The sequence below is a fragment of the Streptomyces luteosporeus genome, from assembly GCF_039532865.1.
GTDB classification, from domain to species: Bacteria; Actinomycetota; Actinomycetes; order Streptomycetales; family Streptomycetaceae; genus Streptomyces; species Streptomyces luteosporeus.
Map to the genome: position 1 here is coordinate 87,444 of NZ_BAAASL010000009.1, position 23,296 is coordinate 110,739.

Sequence of the window (23,296 nt, forward strand, 5' to 3'; positions counted from 1 at the left end):
ATCACGCCGGCCGGGCCTATCACTGGTACTGCGGGCGCCATTCGAAGAGCAGGATGGTCGCGTCGTCCCGCAGTTTGTTGCGCTGGTAGTCGAGGATGGCGTGGATGAGCAGCCGCAGGACCTCCGCCGGGCGCTGTCCTGCGGAGGAGGAGCGGATGATGAAGTCGGTGAACCGGTCGAGGCCGAACTCCGCGTCGTCCGCGTCGCGGGCCTCCACGACACCGTCGGTGTACAGCAGGACGCAGTCGCCCGGTTCCAGCGTGGTCTCGTGGACCTCCCGGGTCGCCGGGGCGAGGTGGTCGGCCAGGCCGATCGGCGGTTGCGGGGTGCTGTCCAGCGCCCCGTGGAGCACCCGCTCGGCACGGATCAGCAGCGGCGGCGGATGACCGCAGTTCACCCAGCGCAGGACCCCGGTCACCGCGTCGAGCCGGCACAGCACCCCGGTGCAGAAGTGGTCGGGCAGCCACTCGGCGAGCGCCCGGTCGACGGCGTCGACGACGTCGGCCAGGTCGCCGCCGCCGCGGCGGGCGTTGCGTGCCGCCGCCATGGCGACCGACGTGGTCAGGCCGGAGGCCAGATCGTGCCCCATGGAGTCGAGGATCATGGTGTGCAGCAGGTCCTTGATCACCGCGTGGTCGAAGGCGTCGCCGGCGACCTCGTACGCCGGCTCCAGGACCGCGGTCGAGACGCATCTGGCGCTGCCGATGGTGTGGGACGGCAGGAAGGCCCGCAGCATCTCGGCGGGCAACCGCATGGGCACGGTGCGGGCGCGGGCGGCGAGCCAGTCGCTGTAGGCGCGCTTGGACGTGATCAGCATGCCGAACAGATAGGCCAGCATGCGGCTGCGCCGCATCCGCACCCCGTCGAGTGCGGTGGTCCGCACCGCCAGCACGCCCAGCCGCTCCGCACCGTCGACCAGGGGCAGCCAGACGATCAGGCCGGCGTCGGCGTCGTCCACGCGCGGGGAGAGCGTGCGGTACGCCCAGCCGGCCAGCGAACGGTCCACCGGCAGCGATTCCATGGCCTCGTCGAGGGGGACGAGCAGCTCTTGCTGCAGGTCGACGAGGTAGATCAGCGCGGAGTCCAGGCCGAGGGCCATGGCACACCGGTCCGCCAGGCCCGGCAGCTCGACCGGCAGGGCCGTCTGCGCCTCGACGATCAGCTCCTCCAGCAGGTTCTCGTCGACGGCGGTGTCGGGACCGGCGGACGCGCGCGACGGGTCCGGCACGGGGATCACCCCTTCCGTACCCAGTCTCACACCGATCCCGGCGTCTCTCACGTCGGGACGGGCGCCCGGCCGCCGGCCGCCGAGCGGTCAGGACTCGTACCAGACGACCCCGTCGCCGCCGTCCTTGCCGATGGTCCGGGTCATGACGTCGCCGTCCTGCCAGTACTTGGGGTGCTGGGCGAGGAAGCCGAGGACGGACGTCAGTGCCGTCGCGTCGCACACCCCGTCGGTGCGGATGCAGAAGCGCTGCACCGGGATGCCGTCGAACTTCTCCGGGCCGGGGCCGGGGGAGGTGAAGCCCAGGGCGCTCCAGCCCTTGGGCAGCTTCGCCCAGATGCCGGTGCCCGGCTGCATCGGGTCGGCGTAGAGCTTGCCGTCGACCAGCGAGCGGGGGATGCCGGTGGCGCCGCCGGCTATCGCCTGGAGCACCATGTCGGCCACCTGCGCGCCCTGGGAGTAGCCGACGAGGGTCAGGCGGGCGTTCGGGTCGCGGCGGTGGGTGTCCTCGGCAGCGGCCAGCAGATTGCGGTAGCCCTCGCGGACGCTGGCGTCGAAGGCCGGCGCGCTCGGATCGGGGAACTGGTTGCGGCCGTTGAGCCAGGGGCCGGCGCTCGCCGGGTAGCACACCGGAACCGGAATGCCGCCGTCGAGGTGCTTGTTGGCGAACTGGTAGCTGCGGGTGCAGTCGGGCGCGGGCGCCCCCGAGCCCGTACCGCCCACCTCCAGGTAGTAGTGGTGCACCGGATCCGCGTGGGCGACGGCCGGTGCGGCGGCCGCCGTCATGACCGTGGCCGCCCCGGCGACGATCGTCTTGCGCCATCTGCGGGTCAGGGCCCGGAACAAGGACATCGCTGTGCTCCTCCTGCTGCTGCGGTCGAGACGACACGGAATGGGCGACACAGAACTGCTGTGAAGCGCTTCGACGTTAGGGACGGGCGTTGACATCGCGATGAAATGACCGGGAGTTCAGCGCTCGCCCTCCTGCCCGAGGCGCTCGACGAGCGCGCGCAGGACGAAGAGGTTCGGGATCCCGGCCGGGGCGGCGTCCAGCGCGTGCGAGGCTCCGTCGGCGGTGTCGAGCACGAGGGCGCCCTGCCGGATCCGCAGGCCGCGGACCTGCGGCCACGGTGCGCGCACGTCCCCGCACCCGATCCCCTCCCGGGTGAGCCGGACGCCGCCGAAGGCCAGGCGCTCGCCCCTGCCGAGGGCGGCCAGCGCCCGGGGGAGCCGGGCGCGGATGACCCCCCGCTCGACTTCGGCCCACCATGGCGGTACGTCGTCCTGCGCGGGAGCGACGCGCAGGACGATCCGCTCACCCTCGACGCCGGTGAGCGCGTGCGAGGCGGCCCCCGTCCGGAACACCGACGTGGTGTCGTAGCGGACGACATGGATGCGGCCTTCGACGGCGACCGTCATCCCGTTCTCGTACAGGTCCAGCCGCGCCTCGTCGCGCACCTCGGCGGCGCAGGGTCCGAGGCGTTGGGCGAGGGCCAGCAGGACGCCGATCCCCTGGCCCCACAAGCCCTTGGGGCGCGCGGGGCGCACGGCCCCCGTCCAGGTGCTGCGCCGCTTGCCGAGGTGCTCGCGGCCGGCCGCCGCCGTGATCCTCGCCAGCAGCAACTCCTCGGCGCGCGTGGGCCGTACCGGGCCGGTCACCGCGTGGTACCGGTCAGGCCGGGGCGGACGTCGTCCCCGCGCAGGATCGTGCGGTGCGTCTGCCGCAGCAACGGGCCCGGCGAGACCCCCAGCTCGCCGGCCAGCCGGCGGCGCGTGCGGTCGTAGACGGTCAGCGCGTCGGCCTGCCGGCCGCCGAGGTACAGCGCACGCATCAGCATCGCGGCGACCGGTTCGTTCAGGGGCTGCGCCACGGCCAGTGCCGACAGCTCGGCGATCGCCTCGCAGTGCTGCCCCAGCCGCAGCTGCCAGTCGAGCTTGCGCTGGACGAGGACGACGCGGCGCTCGGTCAGCCGCAGCCGTTCCAGCTCGGCGAACGGCCCCGGCTGGCCGGCCAGGGGCTCCCCGCGGAACAGCTCCAGGGCCCGGGCACAGGACCGGACCGCCGCCGTCAGGTCGCCCGCGCGCTCGGCCGCGCCGGCCGCCGTGACCAGTTCCTCCATGCGGGCCACGTCCACGGCGACCGCGCCGGGCAGCAGCCGGTAGCCGCTGCGGTCGCGCGCGATCACCGCGTCCGGGCCGCCTGCCGTGTGCAGGGCCTTGCGCAGCCGGTAGACGTACACCGGCACCACGTTCGTGCTCGGCGGCTCCTGCCCCCACACCCCGTCGAGCAGCTCCTGCCGGCTGACCGTCCGGCCCTGGCACAGGGCCAGCGCCGCCAGGACGGCCTGCTGGCGCAGGTGCCCCAGGTCCAGGGGCTGGCCGTCGCGCCACGCCCGCAGCGGGCCGAGCACCGAGATCCGTAACCGCGGCCCGGGCCCGCGGTGGCCGGCGGCCGCGGGCAGCGGGTTGAGCGGCTGTCTGCGGGGACCGCGGCCGGGGGCCACCAGGCCGATGTCGAACGCGTGGACGATGGCGGCGGCACGGTCGCGCAGCCCCAGGGCGGCCATGATCCGCGCGAGGTGCCCGGCCACGGCCTCCTCGTCGAGGGCGAGGGCGGCGGCGATCTCGTCGTCCCGCAGACCGCAGCCGACCGCGTAGAGGACGTCGCGCTCCTGGCGTCCGAGTGCGGTCGTTCTGGTGATCGGCAACGTGGCTCCCCGGGTCGGGCCGCTTCCCGCGGCGGATGCCGTCGACGCTCGTCCCGTGTCCGCGCAGCGGACAGGCCATGCCACCGGCCGTTTGCGGCCGGTGGCCGCGCTAGAGTCCCTCAGCTGGGGAAACGTCTGTGCGAGGGGGAGGCCCTGACCTGTGGCCAGTGAGTTCAGCACGCTGTTACGGCGGCTGCGGCGCGACGCGGGCATGACGCAGGAACTGCTGGCGGAACGCGCCGGAGTGGGAGTGCGCACCATCCGGGGGCTGGAGACCGGCGAGCGCGCCGACCCCAGGGTGACCACGGTGCGGCTGCTGGCCGACGCGCTCGGGCTGGCACCGGCCGAACGCGAGGAGCTGCTGGCGGCCGCCGTGCGCCGCAGCGGGCCCGCGACCCGCCCCGGCGATCCGCCCGGCGACGCCCCACCGGCCACCGGGCAGGTCGTACCGGCCGGACCGGCCACGGGCGGGCCCCTTCCGGCCGGACCGGCCACCACCCCCCGGCCCGTCTCGCCGTTGTACGACACCCTGGCCGACGTCGCCGACCAGCTCGCCCACGCGGTCGCCGCCCGTTGGCGGCGCGAGGAGGAACAGCGGCAGGTGCACGACCCGTACCCGCTGCCCGTGCGCTGGCGGCCGGCGCCCGACGAACTGACCGACCACTGGTCCAACATCCGCCGCCTGCCCGCCGGAGCCGACCCGGGGCCGCTGGACCTCGGCGGGCGGCTGGACCACATCGTGGACGTCCACCGCCGGATCCCCTCGGGGCGGCTGGTGGTGCTGGGCCGGCCCGGTTCCGGGAAGTCCGTCCTCACCACACGCTTCGTCCTGGACCACACCGCCTCGCGGACCCGTACCGACCCCGTGGCGGTGATCTTCAGCATCGGCGCGTGGGATCCCACCGCCATCACGTTCCGGGACTGGCTCACCGCGCAGCTGGTCCGCGACCACCCCGGTCTCGCCGGCCCGGCGCCCGGCGGGCCGAGCCTGGCCGCCGCGCTGGTCGAGGCCGGCCGGGTGCTCCCCGTGCTGGACGGCTTCGACGAGATCGCCGCGGGGCTGCACCGCCCCGCGCTGGAGGCGCTCAACGCCACCACGCTGGCGCTGCTGCTGACGAGCCGTCCGGCCGAGTACGCCACGGCGGTCGCCGAGACCGACGTGCTCACCTCGGCCGCCGCCGTCGAGCTGACGGACCTCACCCCGGAGGACCTGGCCGACTACCTGCCCCGCACCACCCGCAAGGCCCGCGGCGGCAACGCCGCGGCGACAGCCTGGGAGCCCGTGCTGAGCGCGCTGCGCGAGCGGCCGCTCGGCCGCGGTGCCACCCACCTCGCCGCGGTGCTGACCACCCCGCTGATGGTCACGCTCGCCCGCACCGTCTACAGCGACACCCCCGGCAAGGACCCGGCCGTGCTGCTGGACACCGGCCGGTTCGGCGGCCCCGCCGAGCTGGAGGAGCACCTCCTCGACGCCTTCACCGCCGCCGCCTACCGCCTGCGTGCGGAGCACCGCCCGGCCGGCGGCCGGCGCCGCGGCTTCGACCCGGAACGCGCCCAGTACTGGCTCGGCTACCTCGCCCACCACCTGACCCGGCTCGACACCCCCGACCTGGAATGGTGGGGGCTCGGCTCGGGGCTGGGCCGCGCCGCGCGCACCGTGGTGACCGCGGTGGTGACCGGCCTGCTCGTCGGGCTCGTCGACTGCGTCGTCGGCACCCTCTTCGATCCGCTGCGCTTCCAGATCGCCGAAGGGCTGATGACAGGACTGCTCTCCGCGCTGATCTGCGCGCTGGCCCACTGGTTCATGGTCGCGGGCAGGAACACGGCGGTGGCGCCGTCGGGCGTGCGCATGAGGGTGTTCGGCGGAGCCGGCCCGCCCGGACGCAGAATCCTCCGGCGCACCGCCGTCGGCTTCCTGTGCGGGCTCGTCTTCGGCCTCGGGTACGGCTTCGAGCACGGCGTGCTCAAGGGCCTCATCTGGGGCACCGGCCCGCTGAGCATGCTGTACTTCGGTCTCTACGACGCCACGTTCTTCGGGTTCGTGTTCGCCCTGGGCGGCGGCCCCACTCTCGGACTGCTGACCCTCCTCGCCACCCCTCTCGACATCCGGTCCGCCGTCAACCCGGCCGGCCTGCTGCGCACGAACCGCCGGACGGCCACCACCCAGGTCCTCGTGTGGGTCCCCGCCTTCGGGCTCCTGGCCGGTGTCGGGTCCGCGGTGGCCGTACGGCCCCTGTCGATGCTCCTGGGCCCGCTCGTCTGGACCACCGAGGCCTCCTTCAAGCTCGGCCTCATCAGCGGTCTCTGCGGCGCCTTGGGCTATGCCCTCGCCCTGACCGCCTGGGGCCAGTGGGCGGTCTTCTCCCGCATCTGGCTGCCCCTGACCGGCCGTTTGCCCTGGTCCGTCGTCGCCTTCCTGGAGGACGCCTACCAGCGGGGCGTGCTCCGTCAGAGCGGTGCGGTCTACCAGTTCCGCCACGCCCGCCTGCAGGACCACCTCGCCCGTACGTACCGGGAACGCCGCGCCGCCGGCGGCCCGAGCGGCCGGGCGGCGCCGCGCCCCCTCGACGACGGTGCCGTCACGCGGACCCGAACACCACCGCCGAGTTCTGGCCACCGAAACCGAAGTTCTGCTTGACGGCCACGTTGATCACGGCGGACCGGCCCACCAGCGGGGTGTAGTCCAGGTCGCAGTCGGGGTCGGGGTTGTCCAGATTCGCGGTGGGCGGTACGTACTTGTCCTGCATGGCGCGCAGCACGCCGATGCTCTCGATGATCCCGCACGCGCCGCACGCGTGGCCGATGACCGATTTGGGCGCCGTGATCGCCACCTGCCGCGCGTGCGGGCCGAACGCGCGCTTGATCGCCGCCGTCTCGGTCCGGTCGTTGAGCGGTGTCGAGGTCCCGTGCGCACTGACCAGGTCCACGGCGGCGGTCTCCAGGCCGGCGTCGGCGCAGGCCAGCTCGATCGTCCTGGCCGCCACCGCGCCGTCCGGCCGGGGGGCCACGGGGTGGTGGGCATCGCAGGTGGACGCGGCGCCCAGCACCTCGCCGTGCACGGTCGCACCGCGCCGCAGCGCGGACCGCTCGGACTCCAGGACGAGCACGGCGGCGCCCTCGGCGGGCACCATGCCGTCGCGGTCCCGGTCGAACGGCCGCGACGCGGCCGCCGCCTGCGCCGCGGGCCGCTGCGAGAGCGCGTCCAGCAGACAGAACGACGCCAGGGCCGGCACGTCCAGCCAGCTCTCCACCCCGCCGACGAGGACGACGTCGGCGATGCCGTCGCGCACCGCGCGCAGGCCCGCTCCGATGGCGTCCGTCGAGGACGCGCAGGCAGTGGAGAGGGTGAGCACCGGACCGGGGATGCCCAGCTCCTGGGCCACGAGCCCGGCGGCCTGGTTGGGCAGCAGGCGCAGCAGGCCGAGCCGGTCCATCCGCGACCACCCCTGCGTGCGCAGGACGGTCACCTGCCGCGCGGTCTCGTCGAGCCCGCCACCGCCGGTACCGACGTACAGGGCCCCCGGGGCCGTGCGCAGCCCCGCGTCCTGCCGGGCCTTCAGCGCCGCGGCGAACAGCAGTTGCTGGAAGCGCGAGGTACGCCGGACCTGCGGGACGGACATGTACTGGCGGGGGTCGAACCCGCTGATCACTCCGCCGACCCGGCACGGCAGCGGTTCGTCGAGATCCAGCGCCGAGACCGCGGAACGCCCCGTGGCCAGGGCGTCCCACAGCTCGTCCGGAGTGTCACCGGCACACGACTCCACGCCGATGCCGGTCACCAGCACGCGGCTGCGCGCCGTCCCGTGCATCACCGGGCCGCCGCCATCGCGTCGACCACGTCCCCGACGGTACGCAGGTCGGCGATCCTGATGTCCGTCTCCGCCAGCTCGATGCCGAACTCCCGCTCCAGCGCGGCGATCAGCTCCAGCGCCTCCATGGAGTCCAGCCCCAGCACCGGCTGCCCCGGATCGGCCGCATAGAACAGGGCGGAATCACGGGTGACGGCCGCCTCGGATCCGCCCAGATCCGGGCGGATTCCGGTGATGGCCCGGGTGACGACGTCCAGTACCTCGGTCATGAGAATTCTTCCCTTTCGTCTTGATGGTTCGATGGTCAGGGCCTGGTGGCGGAGAAGTACACGCAGCGCCGCGTGATGGTGAACGGGGCGCACTCGTACTGCTTTTCCAGCGACGCCGTGAGCAGTTCGGCGGCGGTGTGCCGGTCGACCCCGGGCAGTGCGGCCGTGGCGAACATCGGCGTCGCGCACAGTGCGGTGAGAAAACGCGGACCGAGCGTGAATTCCCGCTCGGCGGTGGCCACATCGGTGAATCCGGCACCGGCGAGCGCGGCCCGGTAGTCCCCGGCGGTCCTGCGCAGCCCCGCGGGCCGGCCGGCGGCCGACCCGGCCAGGGGCAGCCCGCGCTCCCGGGCGGCGCGGCGCGCACCGGCGACGAGCTCGGCGTACAGGGGCAGGTCGGCCCCCGACTCGGCGCCGGCGTAGAAGGCCGAGTTGAACACCAGGCGTCCGCCGCCAACCAGGACCTCGCCGATCGCATCGAGCGCCTCGGCGAGGTCCGGGACGAGGTGGATGCAGTTGGCCAGCACGACGACGTCGAAGGCATCCGGGCGGAACAGCCGGGCGACGGCGGACGCGTCGCCCTCGACGAAACGCGCCCGGTCGCCCAGCCGGGCCCGCGCCGCATCCAGCAGGGCCGCATCCGGATCGACGCCGACCAGCGACATCGCCGCATCGCGCAGCAGCAGTTGCTCGCTGACGGCCCCGTCCCCGCACCCCAGATCGAGCACGGCCGGGCCGGAGCCGACCGGGACCAGATCGAGCAACGCGCGGTTCAGCCCGGCGTATTCCGGATCACGGCGCAGCGCGGCGTAATCCGTGGAGGGCGCGCCTGTCCGTACGTTCATGAAGTGACCTCCGTCGACACGGTCGAGGAAATGACGGAATGCGGAGCGAATGACGGGCGCCGACGCTAGCAGCGTGATCCACGGCCAACAAGCGCGATGTCCAACGATTCCGCCGAACCATGGTCATGATCAGCGAAAACGCCTCTCCTTCATCTTTGTTTCATCGTGATCGGTTAGCTTCCGCGAGCCGAATCGAGGCGTCATGAGGTGTCCTAGGGAGAAGAAATTCCAGTGGAATTCACGGAATTGGGAGACAGTGACATTCCCGCCGGCCGGCTGGCGTTGTGGACGCCGTCCGCCCCGGACGCGGACTGGGCGGACGACCCCCGGGCGCCCGCACTCGTCCACGAGCACCACGTGCGTGCGGCGGCCGCCCGCGGGCCGCGGCACGTGGCTCCGGCATGGATCGGGGTGTCCTTCCGCGTGGGCCGATGCGACCCGCAGCGGATCGCCTCCGCCCTCTCGGCCTGGCTGCGCGCACACGAGCACCTGCGCAGCACCCTGGTACCGGCCCCCGGACGCTGCGCGCGCCGCACGCTCCCCGGCAGCGCCGTCACCCTGCAACGGCAGGACGTCGGCGACTTCGCCGACGGGGCCTCGATCGGGCGGCAGATCGAAGCCTTCTTCGACCGCGGCACCGGACCGCTCGGCTGGCCGCCGGTGCTCTTCGCCACGGTCGACGGCGCGGACGGGGTCACCGTGTTCGTCGGCGCCGACCACGGTGTCGTGGACGGCTGTACGCTCGCCATGATCCCGGGGGAGATCCGCGACGCCCTGGCCGGCCGCACCGGGCACGCGCCCCGGCCCACCTTCCTGGACTTCGGGGCCGAGGAACGGCACCTGCTGGACCGGATGCCGGCGGAACCCGACCGCACCGCCCCCTGGCGGACCCTGCCCACCGACACCCACGGCCGGACCCCCGCCTTCCCCCTGCCGCTCGGCGCCCCCGAAGCGCCGCTCCCGCAGACGAGCGGCTACCGCTGGCTGCTCGACGGACCCGCCGCCGGCACCTTCGCCACCGCCGCCCGCGCCGCCGGGGGCACGACCGCCGCCGGACTGCTCGCCTGCCTGGCGCTCGCCTCGGCCGAGCTCACGGGCGGACGGCACCTGTCCATGATCAGCCTGGCCAACACCCGGCCCGAACGGTGGCGGGCGGCCCCGGGCTGGTTCGTCGGCCTGCACCCCGTACGGATCCCGGCGGCCCCCGGAGCGGCCTTCGCCGACACCGTCGCCCCGGCCGCCGCCGAACTGCGCCGGCGCGCGCCGGGACCGGGCGGCTCGCTGCCCCACATCAGCCGCATGCTGCGCCGGCGGATCCACCCCCGGTTCGTCGTGTCCTACCTCGACGTACGCCGGGTGACGGGCACCCCGCCCCGGCCCGAGGACGTGATGCTGCGCAGCCGGATCCACGGCCCGGCCGAGGTGTACCTGTGGCTGACCAGGAGCGAACGCGGCGTCCACCTGTCGACGCGCTTCCCCGACACGGCCGTGGCGCGCGCGAACGTCGGACGCTTCGTCCTCGCCGCAGCGCACGCGGCGGCCCGAGCCGCGCAGGGCCACCGGGCCGAAGCCGTGCCGGCGCCCGCCTAGCGAACCGCTGCCTCGTCAACCCCACGGATCCCGTGGAGAAGGAGACCCCACCGTGCGTATGACCCAGATCGCCGACTGGCGGCCCGAGCCGGGCCACGTGACCGAGTTCGAACTGATCGCCGACCGGGCACCCGAACCCCATGACGTGCCCGCCTCGCACTTCCAGCGGGCGCACCTGCAGCTGGCGGCCGCCCACCGCGCCGCCGGGCGGCAGCAGTCGCCCTGGGTGGCCATGACGTTCGACCTGCCGGGCCGCGCGGACCTCGACGCCCTCACCGAGGCATGGCAGGGGCTCGTGCGCCGGCACGAGGCGTTCCACACCTGGTACGAGCCGCACGGCGACACCTCGACCGGGTTCTGCATACCACCCGGCTCCCTCACCGTGCACCCGGCGCCCGTGGGCGACTTCCCGGACACGGCCGGCCTGCGGGCCCGTCTTCACCGGCGGATCGACGAGAAGACCTCGGTGAACGGGCCGGGCCTGCTGGCCGGAGTGATCCGCCGGGAGACGACGTCCACCGTGTACTTCGCGATCGACCACGCCTACACCGATGGGCACTCCCTGGCCCTGCTGTTCCACGAGCTCCGCATCCGCTACCAGGCGGCGCGCTCCGGAACCCCGCTCGACCTGCCGCCGGCACCCGGCTACCTGGATCACAACCGCCGCGAGCAGCAGCGCTCCGCGTCGCTGACGAAGGGCGCGCCGGAGCTCGCCGCCTGGTCGGAGTTCCTGGCCGTGAAGGACGGCGGGTTCCCCGCCTTCCCCGTCGACCTCGGCAACGACGCCGGCGATCTGCTGCCCGGCACGCGACTGGAGTACCCGGTGTTCACCGGGGAGCAGGCACGCGCCTTCCGCGCCTACTGCGCCCGGCACGGCGGCGGCCTGGCCGCGGGCTTCTTCGCCGCACTGGCCCTCGCCCAGGCGGAGTTCACCGGCAACGACACCTACCGCGTCCTGACCGCCGTGTCGACCAGGGCCTATCCCCGGCTGCTGCGCGTGCACGGCTGGCTGGTCAACCTCGCGCCCCTGCTGTTCCGCCTGCCCGCCGCACCGGGCCTCGCCGGCGCGATCTCCGCCGCGCAGCAGGGCTTCCAGCGGGCCCGCGAAGGATACGACGTGCCCCTGCACCGGGCGCTCGACCTGCTCGCCGAGGACGGTGACGCCCCCGCCATCCCACCCATGGCCTCCTACGTGGACGGACGGTCCGCACCGGGCGCCCGCGACTACCTCGACGCGAACGCGACGGTCCTGACCGGGCCCGACAACGCCAGCGGGGTGTCGCTGTGGCTCAACTGGTTCCCGGACCGGGCCGACCTGGTCGTCAGCATGCCGGACACCCCGCAGGCCGCGGCGGGCGTGCCGAAGTACCTGGACCGGGTCAGGGAGATCGTGCTCACCGCGGCGACGGGTTCGTACGGCGCCCGCTGAACGGATGGTGTCCCGCGTCACTCGTCCGGCCCCGTCACCGCCGCCGAGGAAGCGCCGAACCGCGAGGATGGACGCAGCAGCAGGCGAGAACGGGAGCGACGTATGACGGCCCACGCCCCGACCGAGCAGCTCGGTCCCGGAACCGACCTGGCCGAGGTCTTCGAGCTGGCACAGCAGCTGCGGGTGGACTCCGTCCGTGCCAGCACCTCGGCCGGATCCGGGCATCCCACCTCCAGCCTGTCGGCGGCCGACCTGATGGCCGTGCTGATGGCCCGGCACCTGCGGTACGACTGGGACGACCCCGGCAACCCGGCCAACGACCACCTGGTCTTCTCCAAGGGGCACGCCTCGCCCCTGCTGTACGCGATGTTCCGTGCCGCCGGTGTCGTCGGCGAGGACGAGCTGATGCGCACCTACCGCCGCTTCGGCTCCCGGCTGCAGGGGCACCCGACTCCGGTGCTGCCGTGGGTGGACGTGGCCACCGGCTCCCTGGGCCAGGGCATCGCCTACGCCGTCGGCATCGCCCTGGCCGGGCGCGAGCTGGAACGGCAGCCGTACCGCGTGTGGACGCTGTGCGGTGACAGCGAGATGGCCGAGGGATCGGTCTGGGAGGCGCTCGACAAGGCCGGCCGGCACCGGCTGGCCAACTTCGTCGCCGTCGTCGACGTCAACCGGCTGGGCCAGTGCGGTCCCACCGAGCTGGGGTGGGACACCGGCGCGTACGCCCGCCGCGCCGAGGCGTTCGGCTGCCGCACGATCACGATCGACGGGCACGACCTCGGCGCCGTCGACCAGGCCCTGGCCACCGCCGCGGACGACCAGGCCCCCACCGTCGTCCTGGCCCGCACCGTCAAGGGCCGGGGCGTGAGCGAGGTCGCCGACCAGGAGGGCTGGCACGGCAAACCCCTGCCCGAGGACCTCGCGGACCGGGCCGTCGCCGAACTCGGCGGCGTACGCAACCTCTCCGTCCGCGGCCCCCGGCCACCCGCCGGCGCCCGGGCCACGCGCCCGGCCGCCCGCCCCGCCCCGCTGCCCCGCTACGACGCCGGCAAGGACGTGGCCACGCGCAGCGCCTTCGGCAAGGCCCTTGCCGCCCTCGGCGCCCGCCCCGACGTCGTCGTCCTCGACGCGGAGGTCGGCAACTCCACCCACACCGAGGACTTCAAGAAGGCCCACCCGGAGCGCTACTTCGAGACCTACATCGCCGAACAGCAGATGATCGCCACGGCCGTCGCCATGGGCGTACGCGGCTACCGCCCGTACGCCGCCACCTTCGCCGCCTTCCTCACCCGTGCGCACGACTTCATCCGCATGGCAGCGGTCTCGCAGGTCCCCATGGCCCTGTGCGGCTCCCACTGCGGCGTGGAGATCGGCGCCGACGGCCCCTCCCAGATGGGCCTGGAGGACCTCGCCATGATGCGTGCCGTCCACGGCTCCACCGTGCTGTACCCGAGCGACGCCACCTCCGCCACGGCCCTGACCGCCGCCATGGCCGACCTGCCCGGCATCTCCTACCTGCGCACCACCCGTGGCGCCTACCCCGTCCTGTACGCCCCCGAGGAGAACTTCCCCGTCGGCGGCTCCAAGACGCCGCGCCGCAGCGACCACGACACCGTCACCCTCGTCGGAGCCGGTGTCACCCTCCACGAATGCCTCGCCGCCGCCGACCAGTTGGCCGCCGACGGCATCCACGCCCGCGTCGTCGACCTGTACTGCGTCAAACCCGTCGACGCCGCGACACTGGCCCGCGCCGCCCGGGAGACCGGTGCGCTCGTCATCGCCGAGGACCACCACCCCGAGGGCGGGCTCGGCGAAGCCGTCCTGTCCGCGCTCTCGGCCGAGCGCCTCGCTCCCGCGGTCGCCCACCTCGCCGTCACGGTCCTGCCCGGCTCCGGCACCACGGCCGAACTCCTCGACGACGCCGGCATCTCCCGCACCCACATCGCCCGCGCCGCCCGCGCCCTGACCGGCGGCCAGGGTCTGCCCTGACTGCCCTGACTGCCCGGCGGGCGCAGGGAGAGCGAAGCAGGGGAGGCGTTCAGCGCGGAATCACCCAGCGCGGTCTCCAGGTCCCGGCGGCGTCGTGGCCGGCCGCCGTGGTGGCCAGATGGGCGCGGAGGGTGGCCAGCGCCGGGTGCGGGTTGTCGCGGTGCCACAGGAGCGAGTGCGGGTAGACGGGGGTGGGGTCGGTCACCGGGATGCGGCGCAGGCCGTGGCCGGCGGGCCAGATGAGCCGGGTGTGCTCGCCCATGAAGGTGGCCAGGGCCGGGGTGTCGGCGATGGTGTCGAGGAGGGCGTCGGAGCCGAAGTTGGGGCCGGTCGCCTCGATGGTCAGGCCGAACTCCGCGACGAGGTCGTCGTAGTAGGCGGTCCATTCGGTGCCGGGGACGACGCCGGGCATCCAGATCCGGTGCCCGGCCAGCTCGGCGAGGGTCACCGACTTGGCGCCCGCCAGCGCGTGGTCGGGGCCGGTGAGGAGCTGGAGCGGCTCGTCGAGGACCCGGACGGAGGCGATGTCCTCGGGAAGGGGGCGGCCGGGCGCGGCGACGGCGCGGAAGGAGGCGTCGATCGCACCGGATCGGATGGCGCTGACGGCCGGCTCGATGTCGAACAGCATCAGGACGTCGAGCTCGATCCCGGGGTGCGCGCGGTGGAATCCGCGCAGCAGACCCGAGGCCGCGCCACGCGAGTTGATCACGTCGACGCGCAGCGGGCGGTGGCCGGTGCGCACGGAGGCGAGCGCGCGCTCGGCGGTGCGCAGCAGCTCGCGTGCGTGGGGCAGGAACGCCTGCCCGTCGATGGTGGGCCCGGCGCCGCGCGGCGTGCGGGTGAACAGCCGCACGCCGAGGTCGCGCTCCAGCGCGGCGATGCGCTTGGAGACGGCCTGCTGGGTGATCGACAGGTCGGCGGCGGCTTTCTGGAACTGGCCCGCTTCCGCGACGGCGACGAAGGTGCGTACCGCTTCGAGGTCCACGTCGCCACCCTAGTGAACAACCGATGGTTGTGGACAGCCGGCAGGGAGGTTGTTTGACCTGCTACTGCGCTGCTCGCTTTGCTCTTTGTGGTCAACGTCTATTTGTGGCAGGGGGCGCGTGGAGCATGGTGGGCAGGAGACGGCTGGGCCGGCGGTTCGGCTGGCTGTGGGCGGTGTACGCGGTGAGCGCCTACGGGTCCGGGCTCGGGTTCGGGGCGCTCCCGCTGATCGCCGTCCTGGTGCTGCACGCCGGTCCGGCCGAGGTGTCCGCGCTGTCCGCGGTGGGGCCCGCGGTGGGCGCGCTGATCGCGGTGCCGCTGGCGCCGTGGGTGGAGTTCCGGCGCAAACGCCCGGTCATGATCGTGACGGACCTGACCCGGTTCGCGGTCATGGCGACGATCCCGGCCGCCTATGCCTTCGGCTGCCTCGGCTTCGTCCAGCTGCTCGTGATCTCGGCCGTGGTCGCCGCGGCCAGGATCGCGTCCGGCGCGGCGAGCGGCGCCTGCCTCAAGTCCCTCGTCCCGCCGGACGACCTGCTCGTGGCCAATGCGCGGTTCGAGTCCACGAACTGGAGCTCCATCGCGGTCGGACCACCGCTGGGCGGGGCGGCGATCGGTGTGTTCGGGCCGGTCACGACCGTGGTGGCGGACGCGCTCAGCTACCTGCTTTCCGCGCTGTGCATCACGGCGATCCGGGGCCGGGAGGAAGCGCCGCGAACGACCGGCAGGAGCCCGGCCCGAGCGGGCGCACTGTTCGACGGCTGGCGACACATCATGGGCCATCCCGGCCTGCGGGCGCTCTACCTCAACCAGATGCTCGTCGCCGGTCTGATCATGGCGACCGAGCCGCTGCTGGCCGTGTTCCTCCTTCGCCGGCTGGAGTTCCCGCCCTGGCAGTACGGCCTCGCCTTCGCCGCCCCCTGTCTCGGCGGGCTCATCGGCTCCCGGCTGGCCCGCCGTGTGGTGGCCCGCTACGGCAGGCACCGGGTCTTCCGGACCGCCGGCACCCTGCGCGCCGTGTGGCTGATCGGCCTGGCCTTCGTCCGTCCCGGCGTCGTCGGCCTCGTCACCGTGATGGCCGTCGAGCTGGCGATCATCGTCAACATGAGCCTGTACACCCCGGTGCTCGCCACCTACCGGCTCGAACACACCCCGGACCATCTCGTCGCCCGCACCCTGTCGGCCTGGTCGATCGGCCAGCAGACGGCCATCGCCGTCCTCACCGCGCTCGGCGGGCTGCTCGCCGACGTCACCGGCCCACGCACCGCCCTCACGGTCGCGGGCCTGCTCGTCATGGCCACCCCGCTCCTGCTTCCCCGGCACGACGGGATGTTGCGCGGGCCAACAGCCGTTCCGGCGGTGAGGTATTGAGGTCCGTTGTCAAGCGGAATATGATGCGCGGGCGCCAAAAGGGTTCTTGTGTGTGCAACTATGCGCCGTGCAACCGGACTTGTTCCATGGTTGCCGGCGTGCAAGGTTGATCCGGAACGTTTGCTGCCGAGGCGCAAACTACCGCGGAGGCAGGGACGGTCGTCCTTGGCTCCGGCTCCTCCGGCATGGTCCAGATTCCAGAGTCCCTGGTGTGGAGCGTGGGGGGCCGCCTTCGTGCTGCAGTCAACCGTCATCGGTGTCAGTCCTTTCGGGGAAGCGGACCCGCGACTCGTCGCGGCCGTCCGCACAGCCGGCGGGCTCGGCGTGCTCGACCTCGGCGACGGGGGCCCGCGCGCCCGCGAAGCCCTCTCCCTCGCCCGCCGCTGGACCGGCGGCGCCTTCGGCGTGCGCCTCGCGGAGGGCTGCACGCTCCGTCCGGACGAGCTGCACGACCGGCACGACCCCGGGCCGCACACCGTCCTGCTCGCCCCCGGCGCCGGCCGGCCCGCCGACTGCGGCCGGGGTGTCACCGTCCTGGCCGAGGTCCGCTCCCGGGCCGAGGCCCGTGCCGCGGTACGGGCCGGGGCGGCCGGTGTCGTCGCGCGGGGCAGCGAGTGCGGTGGCCCGGCCGGCGAACTGTCCACCTTCGTCCTGCTGCAACACCTGCTCGCCGACCCCGAGGCCGGCGTTCCCGTCTGGGCGTGCGGCGGCATCGGACCCCACACCGCCGCGGCGGCCGTCCTTGCAGGTGCCACCGGCGTCGTGCTCGACGTACAACTCGCGCTGCTGGAGGAGGCGACCGTCCCGCCCGCGCTCGCCCGCCTGCTGCGCACGACGGACACGACCGGCACGATCCTCGCCGGCGGACGGCGCCTGCTGGACCGCGACCGGCCGGGCGTCCCCGCCGACCTGCGGGAGCGCCCCGTACCGCTCGGACAGGACGCCTTCCTCGCCCGCCGTTTCGCCCGGGACCACCGCACGGTGGGCGCCGCGGTACGGGCCGTGCGGGAGGGAATCGACACCGCACTGCGGGCCCCCGGTGCGCCCGGGGCCCTGCGCCCCGGATCCGCCCTGAGCCGCTCGTTCGGCACCGATCTCCCCGTCGCGCAGGGCCCGATGACACGGGTCAGCGACCAGGCGCGCTTCGCCGCCGCCGTCGCGGAGAGCGGCGGCCTGCCGTTCCTCGCCCTGGCCCTCTCCGGTCCCGAGCGGACCAGAGCCCTCCTGGAGGAGACCCGGGCCGTGCTCGACGGACGGCCCTGGGGCGTCGGCATCCTGGGCTTCGCACCGGACGACGTGCGCAGCGCCCAGCTCGAGGCCGTACGCGCCCTGCGGCCCACCCATGCCGTCCTCGCCGGTGGCCGCCCCACGCAGGCCGCCGCGCTGGAGGCCCACGGCGTCCGCACCTTCCTGCAGGTCCCGACGCCCGGGCTGCTCGGGCAGTTCCTCGACGCGGGGGCCCGGCGCTTCGTCTTCGAGGGCGCCGAGTGCGGCGGCCACGTCGGGCCCAGCAACTCCTTCCCGCTCTGGGAGGCCCAGCTGGACGTCCTGGAACGCTTCCTGGACGACCGCGGGCCGGAGCCGGGCGAGCCACCGGGCATCGAGGTGCTGTTCGCCGGCGGGATCCACGACGAGCGCTCGGCGGCCATGGTCGCGGCCCTGTCCACCGGGCTCACCCGGCGCGGCGCGGCGGTCGGCGTCCTGATGGGCACCGCGTACCTCTTCACCCGCGAGGCGGTGGAGTGCGGTGCGCTCCGACCGGCCTTCCAGCACACGGTGCTCGGCGCCGAGAGCACGGTCCTGCTGGACACCGCCCCGGGCCACGTCACCCGCTGCGTACCGAGCCCGTACACCGCCACCTACCGCAGGCACCAGGAGGACCTGCGCCGGCAGGGCGTGCGCGGACGGGACGCCTGGGAGCGGCTGGAACGGCTCAACCTGGGACGGCTGCGCATCGCCGCCAAGGGCGTCGAGCGCGTGGACGGCGAACTCCGCCGGGTGGAAGAGGAACGCCAGCTCGACGCGGGCATGTTCATGGCCGGCGAGGTCGCGGTGCTGCGCGACGCCACCACGACCGTGGCCGAACTCCACCGTGCCGTCACCGACCGGGCGGCCGCCTTCTACGAGCGGCGCGCCGCGGAACTGACCGGCGAGGCCCCGTCCGTGGCGACGGCCGGCGCGGCCCCGGCCACCCCCGCGCCCCCACCGCTCGACGTCGCGATCACCGGCATGGCCGGCATGTTCCCCGCGGCCCCCGACCTGCCCGCCTTCTGGGCCCAGGTGCTCGCCGGCACGGACGCGGTGAGCGAAGTGCCCCGGGAGCGCTGGGACCCGGCCCTCCACCACGGCGCGCACGCGCCCGCCCACGACACCTCGGCCTCCCGGTGGGGCGGCTTCCTGCCCCCCATCCCCTTCGACCCGCTGCGCTTCGGCATTCCGCCGTCCTCCCTCGCCTCCGTCGACCCCGTGCAACTGCTCGCCCTGGAGGCGGCCCGGCGCGCCCTCGCCGACGCGGGCTACGAGGAGCGCGACTTCCCGCGCGCACGCACCGCCGTGGTCTTCGGGGCCGAGGCCGGCAGCGACCTGGCCCACGCGACCACCCTGCGCACCGTCCTGCCCTCCTACCTGGGCGGACGGCTCCCGGAGGACCTGGCGCAGCAGCTGCCCGTCCTCACCGAGGACTCCTTCCCCGGCATGCTCGCCAACGTCATCTCCGGCCGGATCGCCAACCGCCTGGACCTCGGCGGGGCCAACTACACCGTCGACGCCGCCTGCGCCTCCTCGCTGGCCGCCGTCGACATCGCCTGCAAGGAGCTGACGACGGGCACGGCGGACCTCGTCCTGTGCGGCGGCGCCGACCTGCACAACGGCATCAACGACTACGTCCTCTTCTCGTCCGTGCACGCGCTGTCCCCCACCGGCCGCTGCCGGACCTTCGACGCCGGGGCGGACGGCATCGCCCTGGGCGAGGGCGTCGCCTGCGTGGTGCTCAAACGACTGGCCGACGCGCAGCGCGACGGCGACCGGATCTACGCCGTCGTCAAAGGCGTCGGCTCCTCCAGCGACGGACGCTCCCGCGGCCTGACCGCGCCCCGGCCGGAAGGCCAGCGCACGGCGCTGGAGCGGGCCTACGCCCAGGCCCGCATCCCACCGGCCCGGGTCGGCCTGGTCGAGGCGCACGGCACCGGTACGGTGGTCGGCGACCGCACCGAACTCGACGTGCTCACCGAGGTCTTCCGGGAATCGGGGGCCGCGCCGGGCGCGTGCGTGATCGGTTCGGTGAAGTCGCAGATCGGCCACACCAAGTGCGCGGCCGGGCTCGCCGGTGTGATCAAGACGGCCCTGGCGCTGTACACCGGGGTGCGCCCGCCGACCCTGCACATCCGCCGGCCCAATCCGGCCTGGCGGCCGGAGAGCAGCCCGTTCGTCTTCCACCAACGGGCCCTGCCGTGGGCCGCGCCGGCGGGACAGCGGGTGGGCGGCGTGAGCGCCTTCGGCTTCGGCGGCACGAACTTCCACGTGGTGCTCGAAGGGTGCGACAACGGCGCGCCGCCGCGCCGGGCCGCCGACGCCTGGCCCGCCGAACTGTTCCTCTTCCGTGGCGAGGCGGCGATCGAGGAACTGCTGCGACTGGCGGACACGCAGACCGGGGCGGCCGCGGCCGCGGACGGGACGGATGCGCCCCCCTGGCAGCCCTGGCGGCTGCGCGACCTCGCCCGCACGGCGGCGCGCCGGGCCGCTGACCCCGCCGCCGGGCCGGTCACCGCGGCCGTGGTCGCCACCGACCTCGCCGAACTGCCCGGCCTGCTCCGGGCGGCACTGGCAGGCCGCGCGACGCCGGGCGTCTTCACGGCCGCGGCCGGCGGTGACGACCACCCGGCCACCGGCGGCCGCGAGAACGGCAAGCTGGCCTTCCTCTTCCCGGGCCAGGGCAGCCAGCGCCCCGGCATGCTGGCGGACCTGTTCACCGCCTTTCCCGAGACGCACGAGCACCTGCGCCGGGCCCCGGCCGCCGCGATGTTCCCGCCGGCCGTGTTCGACCCGGCCGGCCGGGACGCCCAGCGGGCCCGGCTCGCCGACACCCGGCGGGCCCAGCCCGCCCTGGGCGCCGCCGGCCTGGCCGCCCACGACGTGCTCGCGCAGCTCGGCGTCCGCCCCGACATGGTGGCCGGCCACTCCTACGGGGAACTCGTGGCGCTGTGCGTGGCCGACGCGTTCCCCGCCGCCGAGCTGCCGGAGCTCAGCGAGCTGCGCGCCGAGGCGATGCTGGGCGCTGCCGGGGACGAGCCGGGCACCATGGCCGCTGTCGCGGCCGGGGCGGCCGCGGTGGAAACCGTACTGACCGCGGCCGGGCTCGGCGGCGAGGTGGTGGTCGCGGGCCACAACTCCCCGTCCCAGACGACGGTCGCGGGGCCGGACCGGGCGGTGCACCGGGCAGCGGCCGCACTGCGGGACGCCGGCTTCGACACCCAACCGCTCGACGTGGCCTGCGCCTTCCACAGCCCGATGATGGCCGGCGCGGCGAAGACCTTCGCCGACGTGCTCGCCGCCCGCCCCCTGCGGGCACCGCGGATCCCGGTGTGGTCCGGGCTGACAGCGACCCCCTACCCGGCGGACACCGCACAGCTGCGGGCCCGCCTCGCCGGACAGATCACGGCGCCGGTGCGCTTCGCCGAACAGATCGAGGCGATGTACGCGGCCGGAGCGCGGATCTTCGTCGAAGCGGGCCCGGGCACCGTGCTCACCGGCCTGGTGCGCGCCGTCCTCGGCGACCGGCCGCACCTGGCCGTCCCCTTCGAGCCGCACCCCGGGGCGGGGCTGCGCGGCCACCTGGAGGCGCTGGCCCGGCTGGCGGTCTCGGGCGGCGTCCCCATCGACGCGGAGGCGCTGTTCGCGGGCAGGGACGCGGTGGTGGCCGAGCCCGGGCGGACGCCGCAGCGCCCCGGCTGGACCGTGGACGGGCACCTGGTCCGCACCGCGGACGGTGGGCTGCTGCCCGGAGGGATGCGGCCGGCCCGGCGGATCGCACCGCTGACACCGGTCCCGGGCGGTGACTTCGCCGATGGGACCGCAGGAGCGGACCGGGCGGTCCTGATCCAGGACTTCCTGCGCGGCAGCCGTGAGCTGATCGCGGCCCAGCGGGACGTCCTGCTGACGTACTTCGGCGCGACGGCGGCCGTCCCGCCGCAGGCCCTCGCGCCGGTGACGGAGACCGCCGCCCTCCCGGCACCGGCGGCTGCAGCGGCGGCCACGGCGCTTCCCGCGGAGGCCGAGGAGCCCGACCTGCTGCGCACGGTGCTGGCGGTCATCAGCGAACGGACCGGCTACCCCGTGGAGATCCTCGATCCCCGGCTCGACCTCGAGGCCGACCTGAGCGTGGACTCGATCAAACGGACGGAGATCGCGGGCGAACTCGTGAAACGGCTGGGAGACGCAAAGGCGCGGATTCCGGACGACGCGGACCTGGAGGGCCTGATCCGCGCACGGACCGCGGCGTCGATCGTGGAATGGATGGACGCGCACGCGAGCCGTCAGGCCGAGGCGGAGCCCCCCGCGCCGCACCCGGCACGGGAGCCGGAGGACACCGCGGCAACCGAGCCGACCGGAGTCGCGCCCCGGCGGTACGTCCTGCGGAAGACGGCGCTGGACGACGCACCACCACCCGGCGGCTCCCCGGCCCTGCGGGACACGCACGTCCACGTGCTCGGCGGCAGCGCCGGCCTCACCCGGGCCCTCCTCGCCCGGCTCCGGGAACACGGTGCGCACACCACCCACTCCGACGGCACGCCGATCGACCCGGCCGGGTCGCCGGACGCGGTGATCCTGCTGCCCGGGCCCACCGGCCCCGTACTGCCGGGCGCCTTCCCTCTTCTGAAGGCCCTCCTCCAGGGCGGCCCGCGCCATCTGCTGTGCGTCCGGCCGGCCGAGAACGGCAGCCCGGACGACGGCCGGGGTGACGGAACGAGCGACGGAATGGGCGGATTCCTGCGCACCGCCGCCCGCGAGTACCCGGACACGACAGCCCGCCTGGTGTCCGTACCCGACGATCGGAGCGCCAACGAGATGGCGGACGCGGTCATCGGAGAGCTCCTGGCACCCGACCGGGAGCCCGTCGTCGTCCGCACCGAGGACGGCCGGCGGTTCGGCATCGAGCCGCAGGAGGCCCCGCTGGGCCCGCTGCTCACGGACGACGAGTCCACGGCGGAGCGGGCGGCCGCGGCCCTCGGGCTCGGGCCGCAGTCCGTCCTGCTGTTCGCGGGCGGGGCGCGCGGCATCGCCGCGCGCGTCGCCGTCGCCTTCGCGGCCGCCGCACGCTGCCGCATCGAACTGCTGGGCCGCACCGCCCTGGCCGACGCCCCCGAGCCGCCCGGGACCGCCGGCGTCACCGGGCGCGCCGCGCTGCGGGCCGCGCTCGCCGCGCGCGGCGAGCTGCGCCCCGCGGACATCGACCGGCAAGCCGGCCTCGTCCTGGCCCGTCGCGAGGTCGAGGCGACCCTGGCCGCGATCCGCGCGGCCGGCGGCGAGGGCCGGTACCGCTGCGTCGACCTGCGGGACGCGGCGGCCGTCGAGCAGGCGGTCAAGGAGACCCACACCCGCCACGGACGCATCGACGGCCTGGTGCACGCCGCCGGAGTCATCGAGGACAGGCTCGTCGCCGACAAGGACCCGGCGTCCTTCACGCGCGTCCACCAGACGAAGGCGGAGAGCGCCCGTACGCTCTTCGCCGCGCTGCGCCGGCTCCCCGCGCCGCCCCGCTTCACCGTGCTGTTCGGCTCCGTCGCGGCCGTGCACGGCAACCGGGGCCAGGCGGACTACGCCGCCGCCAACGACGCCCTCGCCGCACTGGGCCGGGCCTGGCACCGCTCCACGGGCACGCGGGCGCTGACCGTCCACTGGGGCCCGTGGGCCCCGGACGGCACGCACGGCGGGATGGTCGGCCCGGAACTCGCCCGGGAGTACGCCCGCCGCGGCATCGGCCTGATCGACCCGAGGGAGGGGACGCTCGCCCTGCTGCGCGAGCTGACCTGGGGCGACGACGGTACGTGCGAGGTCGTCCTCGCCCCTCCGGGGTGGTGA

At 74.6% G+C, this 23,296-nt stretch carries 14 protein-coding genes; 6 read left to right on the forward strand and 8 right to left on the reverse strand.

Annotated elements, in window-relative coordinates:
• Positions 1-19: 19 nt before the first annotated feature.
• The 4 genes from ABD361_RS13865 to ABD361_RS13880 all read right to left on the reverse strand — a co-directional run bounded on the left by ABD361_RS13865 (position 20) and on the right by ABD361_RS13880 (position 3,933).
• On the reverse strand, positions 20-1,228 hold the full coding sequence (locus ABD361_RS13865; protein ID WP_344435419.1) for a PP2C family protein-serine/threonine phosphatase: 1,209 nt from the start codon (positions 1,226-1,228) through the stop codon (positions 20-22).
• Between the two features lie 87 nt (positions 1,229-1,315).
• Positions 1,316-2,077 carry a cutinase family protein gene (locus ABD361_RS13870; RefSeq protein ID WP_344435420.1) on the reverse strand — a complete coding sequence of 254 codons (762 nt, stop codon included), beginning with the start codon at positions 2,075-2,077 and terminating at the stop codon, positions 1,316-1,318.
• Positions 2,078-2,194: 117 nt separating this feature from the next.
• Positions 2,195-2,884 (reverse strand): DUF6585 family protein, encoded by a 690-nt coding sequence (locus ABD361_RS13875; protein ID WP_344435421.1) that lies wholly within the window; start codon positions 2,882-2,884, stop codon positions 2,195-2,197.
• Positions 2,881-3,933 (reverse strand): AfsR/SARP family transcriptional regulator, encoded by a 1,053-nt coding sequence (locus tag ABD361_RS13880; RefSeq protein WP_344435422.1) that lies wholly within the window; start codon positions 3,931-3,933, stop codon positions 2,881-2,883. The genes ABD361_RS13875 and ABD361_RS13880 overlap by 4 nt, the downstream gene beginning before the upstream one ends.
• 160 nt (positions 3,934-4,093) lie before the next feature.
• On the opposite strand from ABD361_RS13880, the gene ABD361_RS13885 reads away from it, so the two are divergent.
• Complete coding sequence (locus ABD361_RS13885) at positions 4,094-6,571, forward strand: helix-turn-helix domain-containing protein (RefSeq protein ID WP_344435424.1); 2,478 nt, start codon at positions 4,094-4,096, stop codon at positions 6,569-6,571.
• Here ABD361_RS13885 and ABD361_RS13890 read toward each other — a convergent pair.
• The 3 genes from ABD361_RS13890 to ABD361_RS13900 are packed head-to-tail and all read right to left on the reverse strand — an operon-like array spanning position 6,513 to position 8,856.
• A complete protein-coding gene (locus tag ABD361_RS13890; RefSeq protein WP_344435425.1) occupies positions 6,513-7,742 on the reverse strand; it encodes a beta-ketoacyl-[acyl-carrier-protein] synthase family protein in 1,230 nt (409 codons plus the stop codon). The genes ABD361_RS13885 and ABD361_RS13890 overlap by 59 nt on opposite strands.
• Positions 7,742-8,011 carry an acyl carrier protein gene (locus ABD361_RS13895; RefSeq protein WP_344435426.1) on the reverse strand — a complete coding sequence of 90 codons (270 nt, stop codon included), beginning with the start codon at positions 8,009-8,011 and terminating at the stop codon, positions 7,742-7,744. The genes ABD361_RS13890 and ABD361_RS13895 overlap by 1 nt, the downstream gene beginning before the upstream one ends.
• 35 nt (positions 8,012-8,046) lie before the next feature.
• Positions 8,047-8,856 (reverse strand): class I SAM-dependent methyltransferase, encoded by an 810-nt coding sequence (locus tag ABD361_RS13900; protein WP_344435428.1) that lies wholly within the window; start codon positions 8,854-8,856, stop codon positions 8,047-8,049.
• A gap of 246 nt (positions 8,857-9,102) precedes the next feature.
• Between ABD361_RS13900 and ABD361_RS13905 the strand changes: the two genes are divergently transcribed.
• The 3 genes from ABD361_RS13905 (at position 9,103) to ABD361_RS13915 (ending at position 13,864) form a co-directional block, all read left to right on the forward strand.
• Entirely contained in the window at positions 9,103-10,446 is a 1,344-nt protein-coding gene (locus ABD361_RS13905; RefSeq protein WP_344435429.1) for a hypothetical protein, read from the forward strand.
• A gap of 58 nt (positions 10,447-10,504) precedes the next feature.
• Positions 10,505-11,875: a condensation domain-containing protein gene (locus ABD361_RS13910; protein WP_344435674.1), complete on the forward strand. Its 1,371-nt coding sequence runs from the start codon at positions 10,505-10,507 to the stop codon at positions 11,873-11,875.
• Between the two features lie 102 nt (positions 11,876-11,977).
• Positions 11,978-13,864 carry a transketolase gene (locus ABD361_RS13915; RefSeq protein WP_344435430.1) on the forward strand — a complete coding sequence of 629 codons (1,887 nt, stop codon included), beginning with the start codon at positions 11,978-11,980 and terminating at the stop codon, positions 13,862-13,864.
• 49 nt (positions 13,865-13,913) lie between these two features.
• Here the strand turns inward: ABD361_RS13915 and ABD361_RS13920 are convergent, their stop codons facing one another.
• Positions 13,914-14,849 carry a LysR family transcriptional regulator gene (locus tag ABD361_RS13920; protein ID WP_344435431.1) on the reverse strand — a complete coding sequence of 312 codons (936 nt, stop codon included), beginning with the start codon at positions 14,847-14,849 and terminating at the stop codon, positions 13,914-13,916.
• A gap of 125 nt (positions 14,850-14,974) precedes the next feature.
• Between ABD361_RS13920 and ABD361_RS13925 the strand changes: the two genes are divergently transcribed.
• Positions 14,975-16,219 (forward strand): MFS transporter, encoded by a 1,245-nt coding sequence (locus ABD361_RS13925; protein ID WP_344435432.1) that lies wholly within the window; start codon positions 14,975-14,977, stop codon positions 16,217-16,219.
• Between the two features lie 234 nt (positions 16,220-16,453).
• Positions 16,454-23,296 (forward strand): SDR family oxidoreductase, encoded by a 6,843-nt coding sequence (locus ABD361_RS13930; RefSeq protein ID WP_344435433.1) that lies wholly within the window; start codon positions 16,454-16,456, stop codon positions 23,294-23,296.

Coding starts and splice junctions, on each gene's coding strand:
- ABD361_RS13870 (WP_344435420.1), bottom strand. CDS start 2,077: ATGTCCTTGTTCCGGGCCCTGACCCGCAGATGGCGCAAGACGATCGTC.
- ABD361_RS13890 (WP_344435425.1), bottom strand. CDS start 7,742: ATGCACGGGACGGCGCGCAGCCGCGTGCTGGTGACCGGCATCGGCGTG.
- ABD361_RS13895 (WP_344435426.1), bottom strand. CDS start 8,011: ATGACCGAGGTACTGGACGTCGTCACCCGGGCCATCACCGGAATCCGC.
- ABD361_RS13900 (WP_344435428.1), bottom strand. CDS start 8,856: ATGAACGTACGGACAGGCGCGCCCTCCACGGATTACGCCGCGCTGCGC.
- ABD361_RS13910 (WP_344435674.1), top strand. CDS start 10,505: ATGACCCAGATCGCCGACTGGCGGCCCGAGCCGGGCCACGTGACCGAG.
- ABD361_RS13915 (WP_344435430.1), top strand. CDS start 11,978: ATGACGGCCCACGCCCCGACCGAGCAGCTCGGTCCCGGAACCGACCTG.
- ABD361_RS13925 (WP_344435432.1), top strand. CDS start 14,975: ATGGTGGGCAGGAGACGGCTGGGCCGGCGGTTCGGCTGGCTGTGGGCG.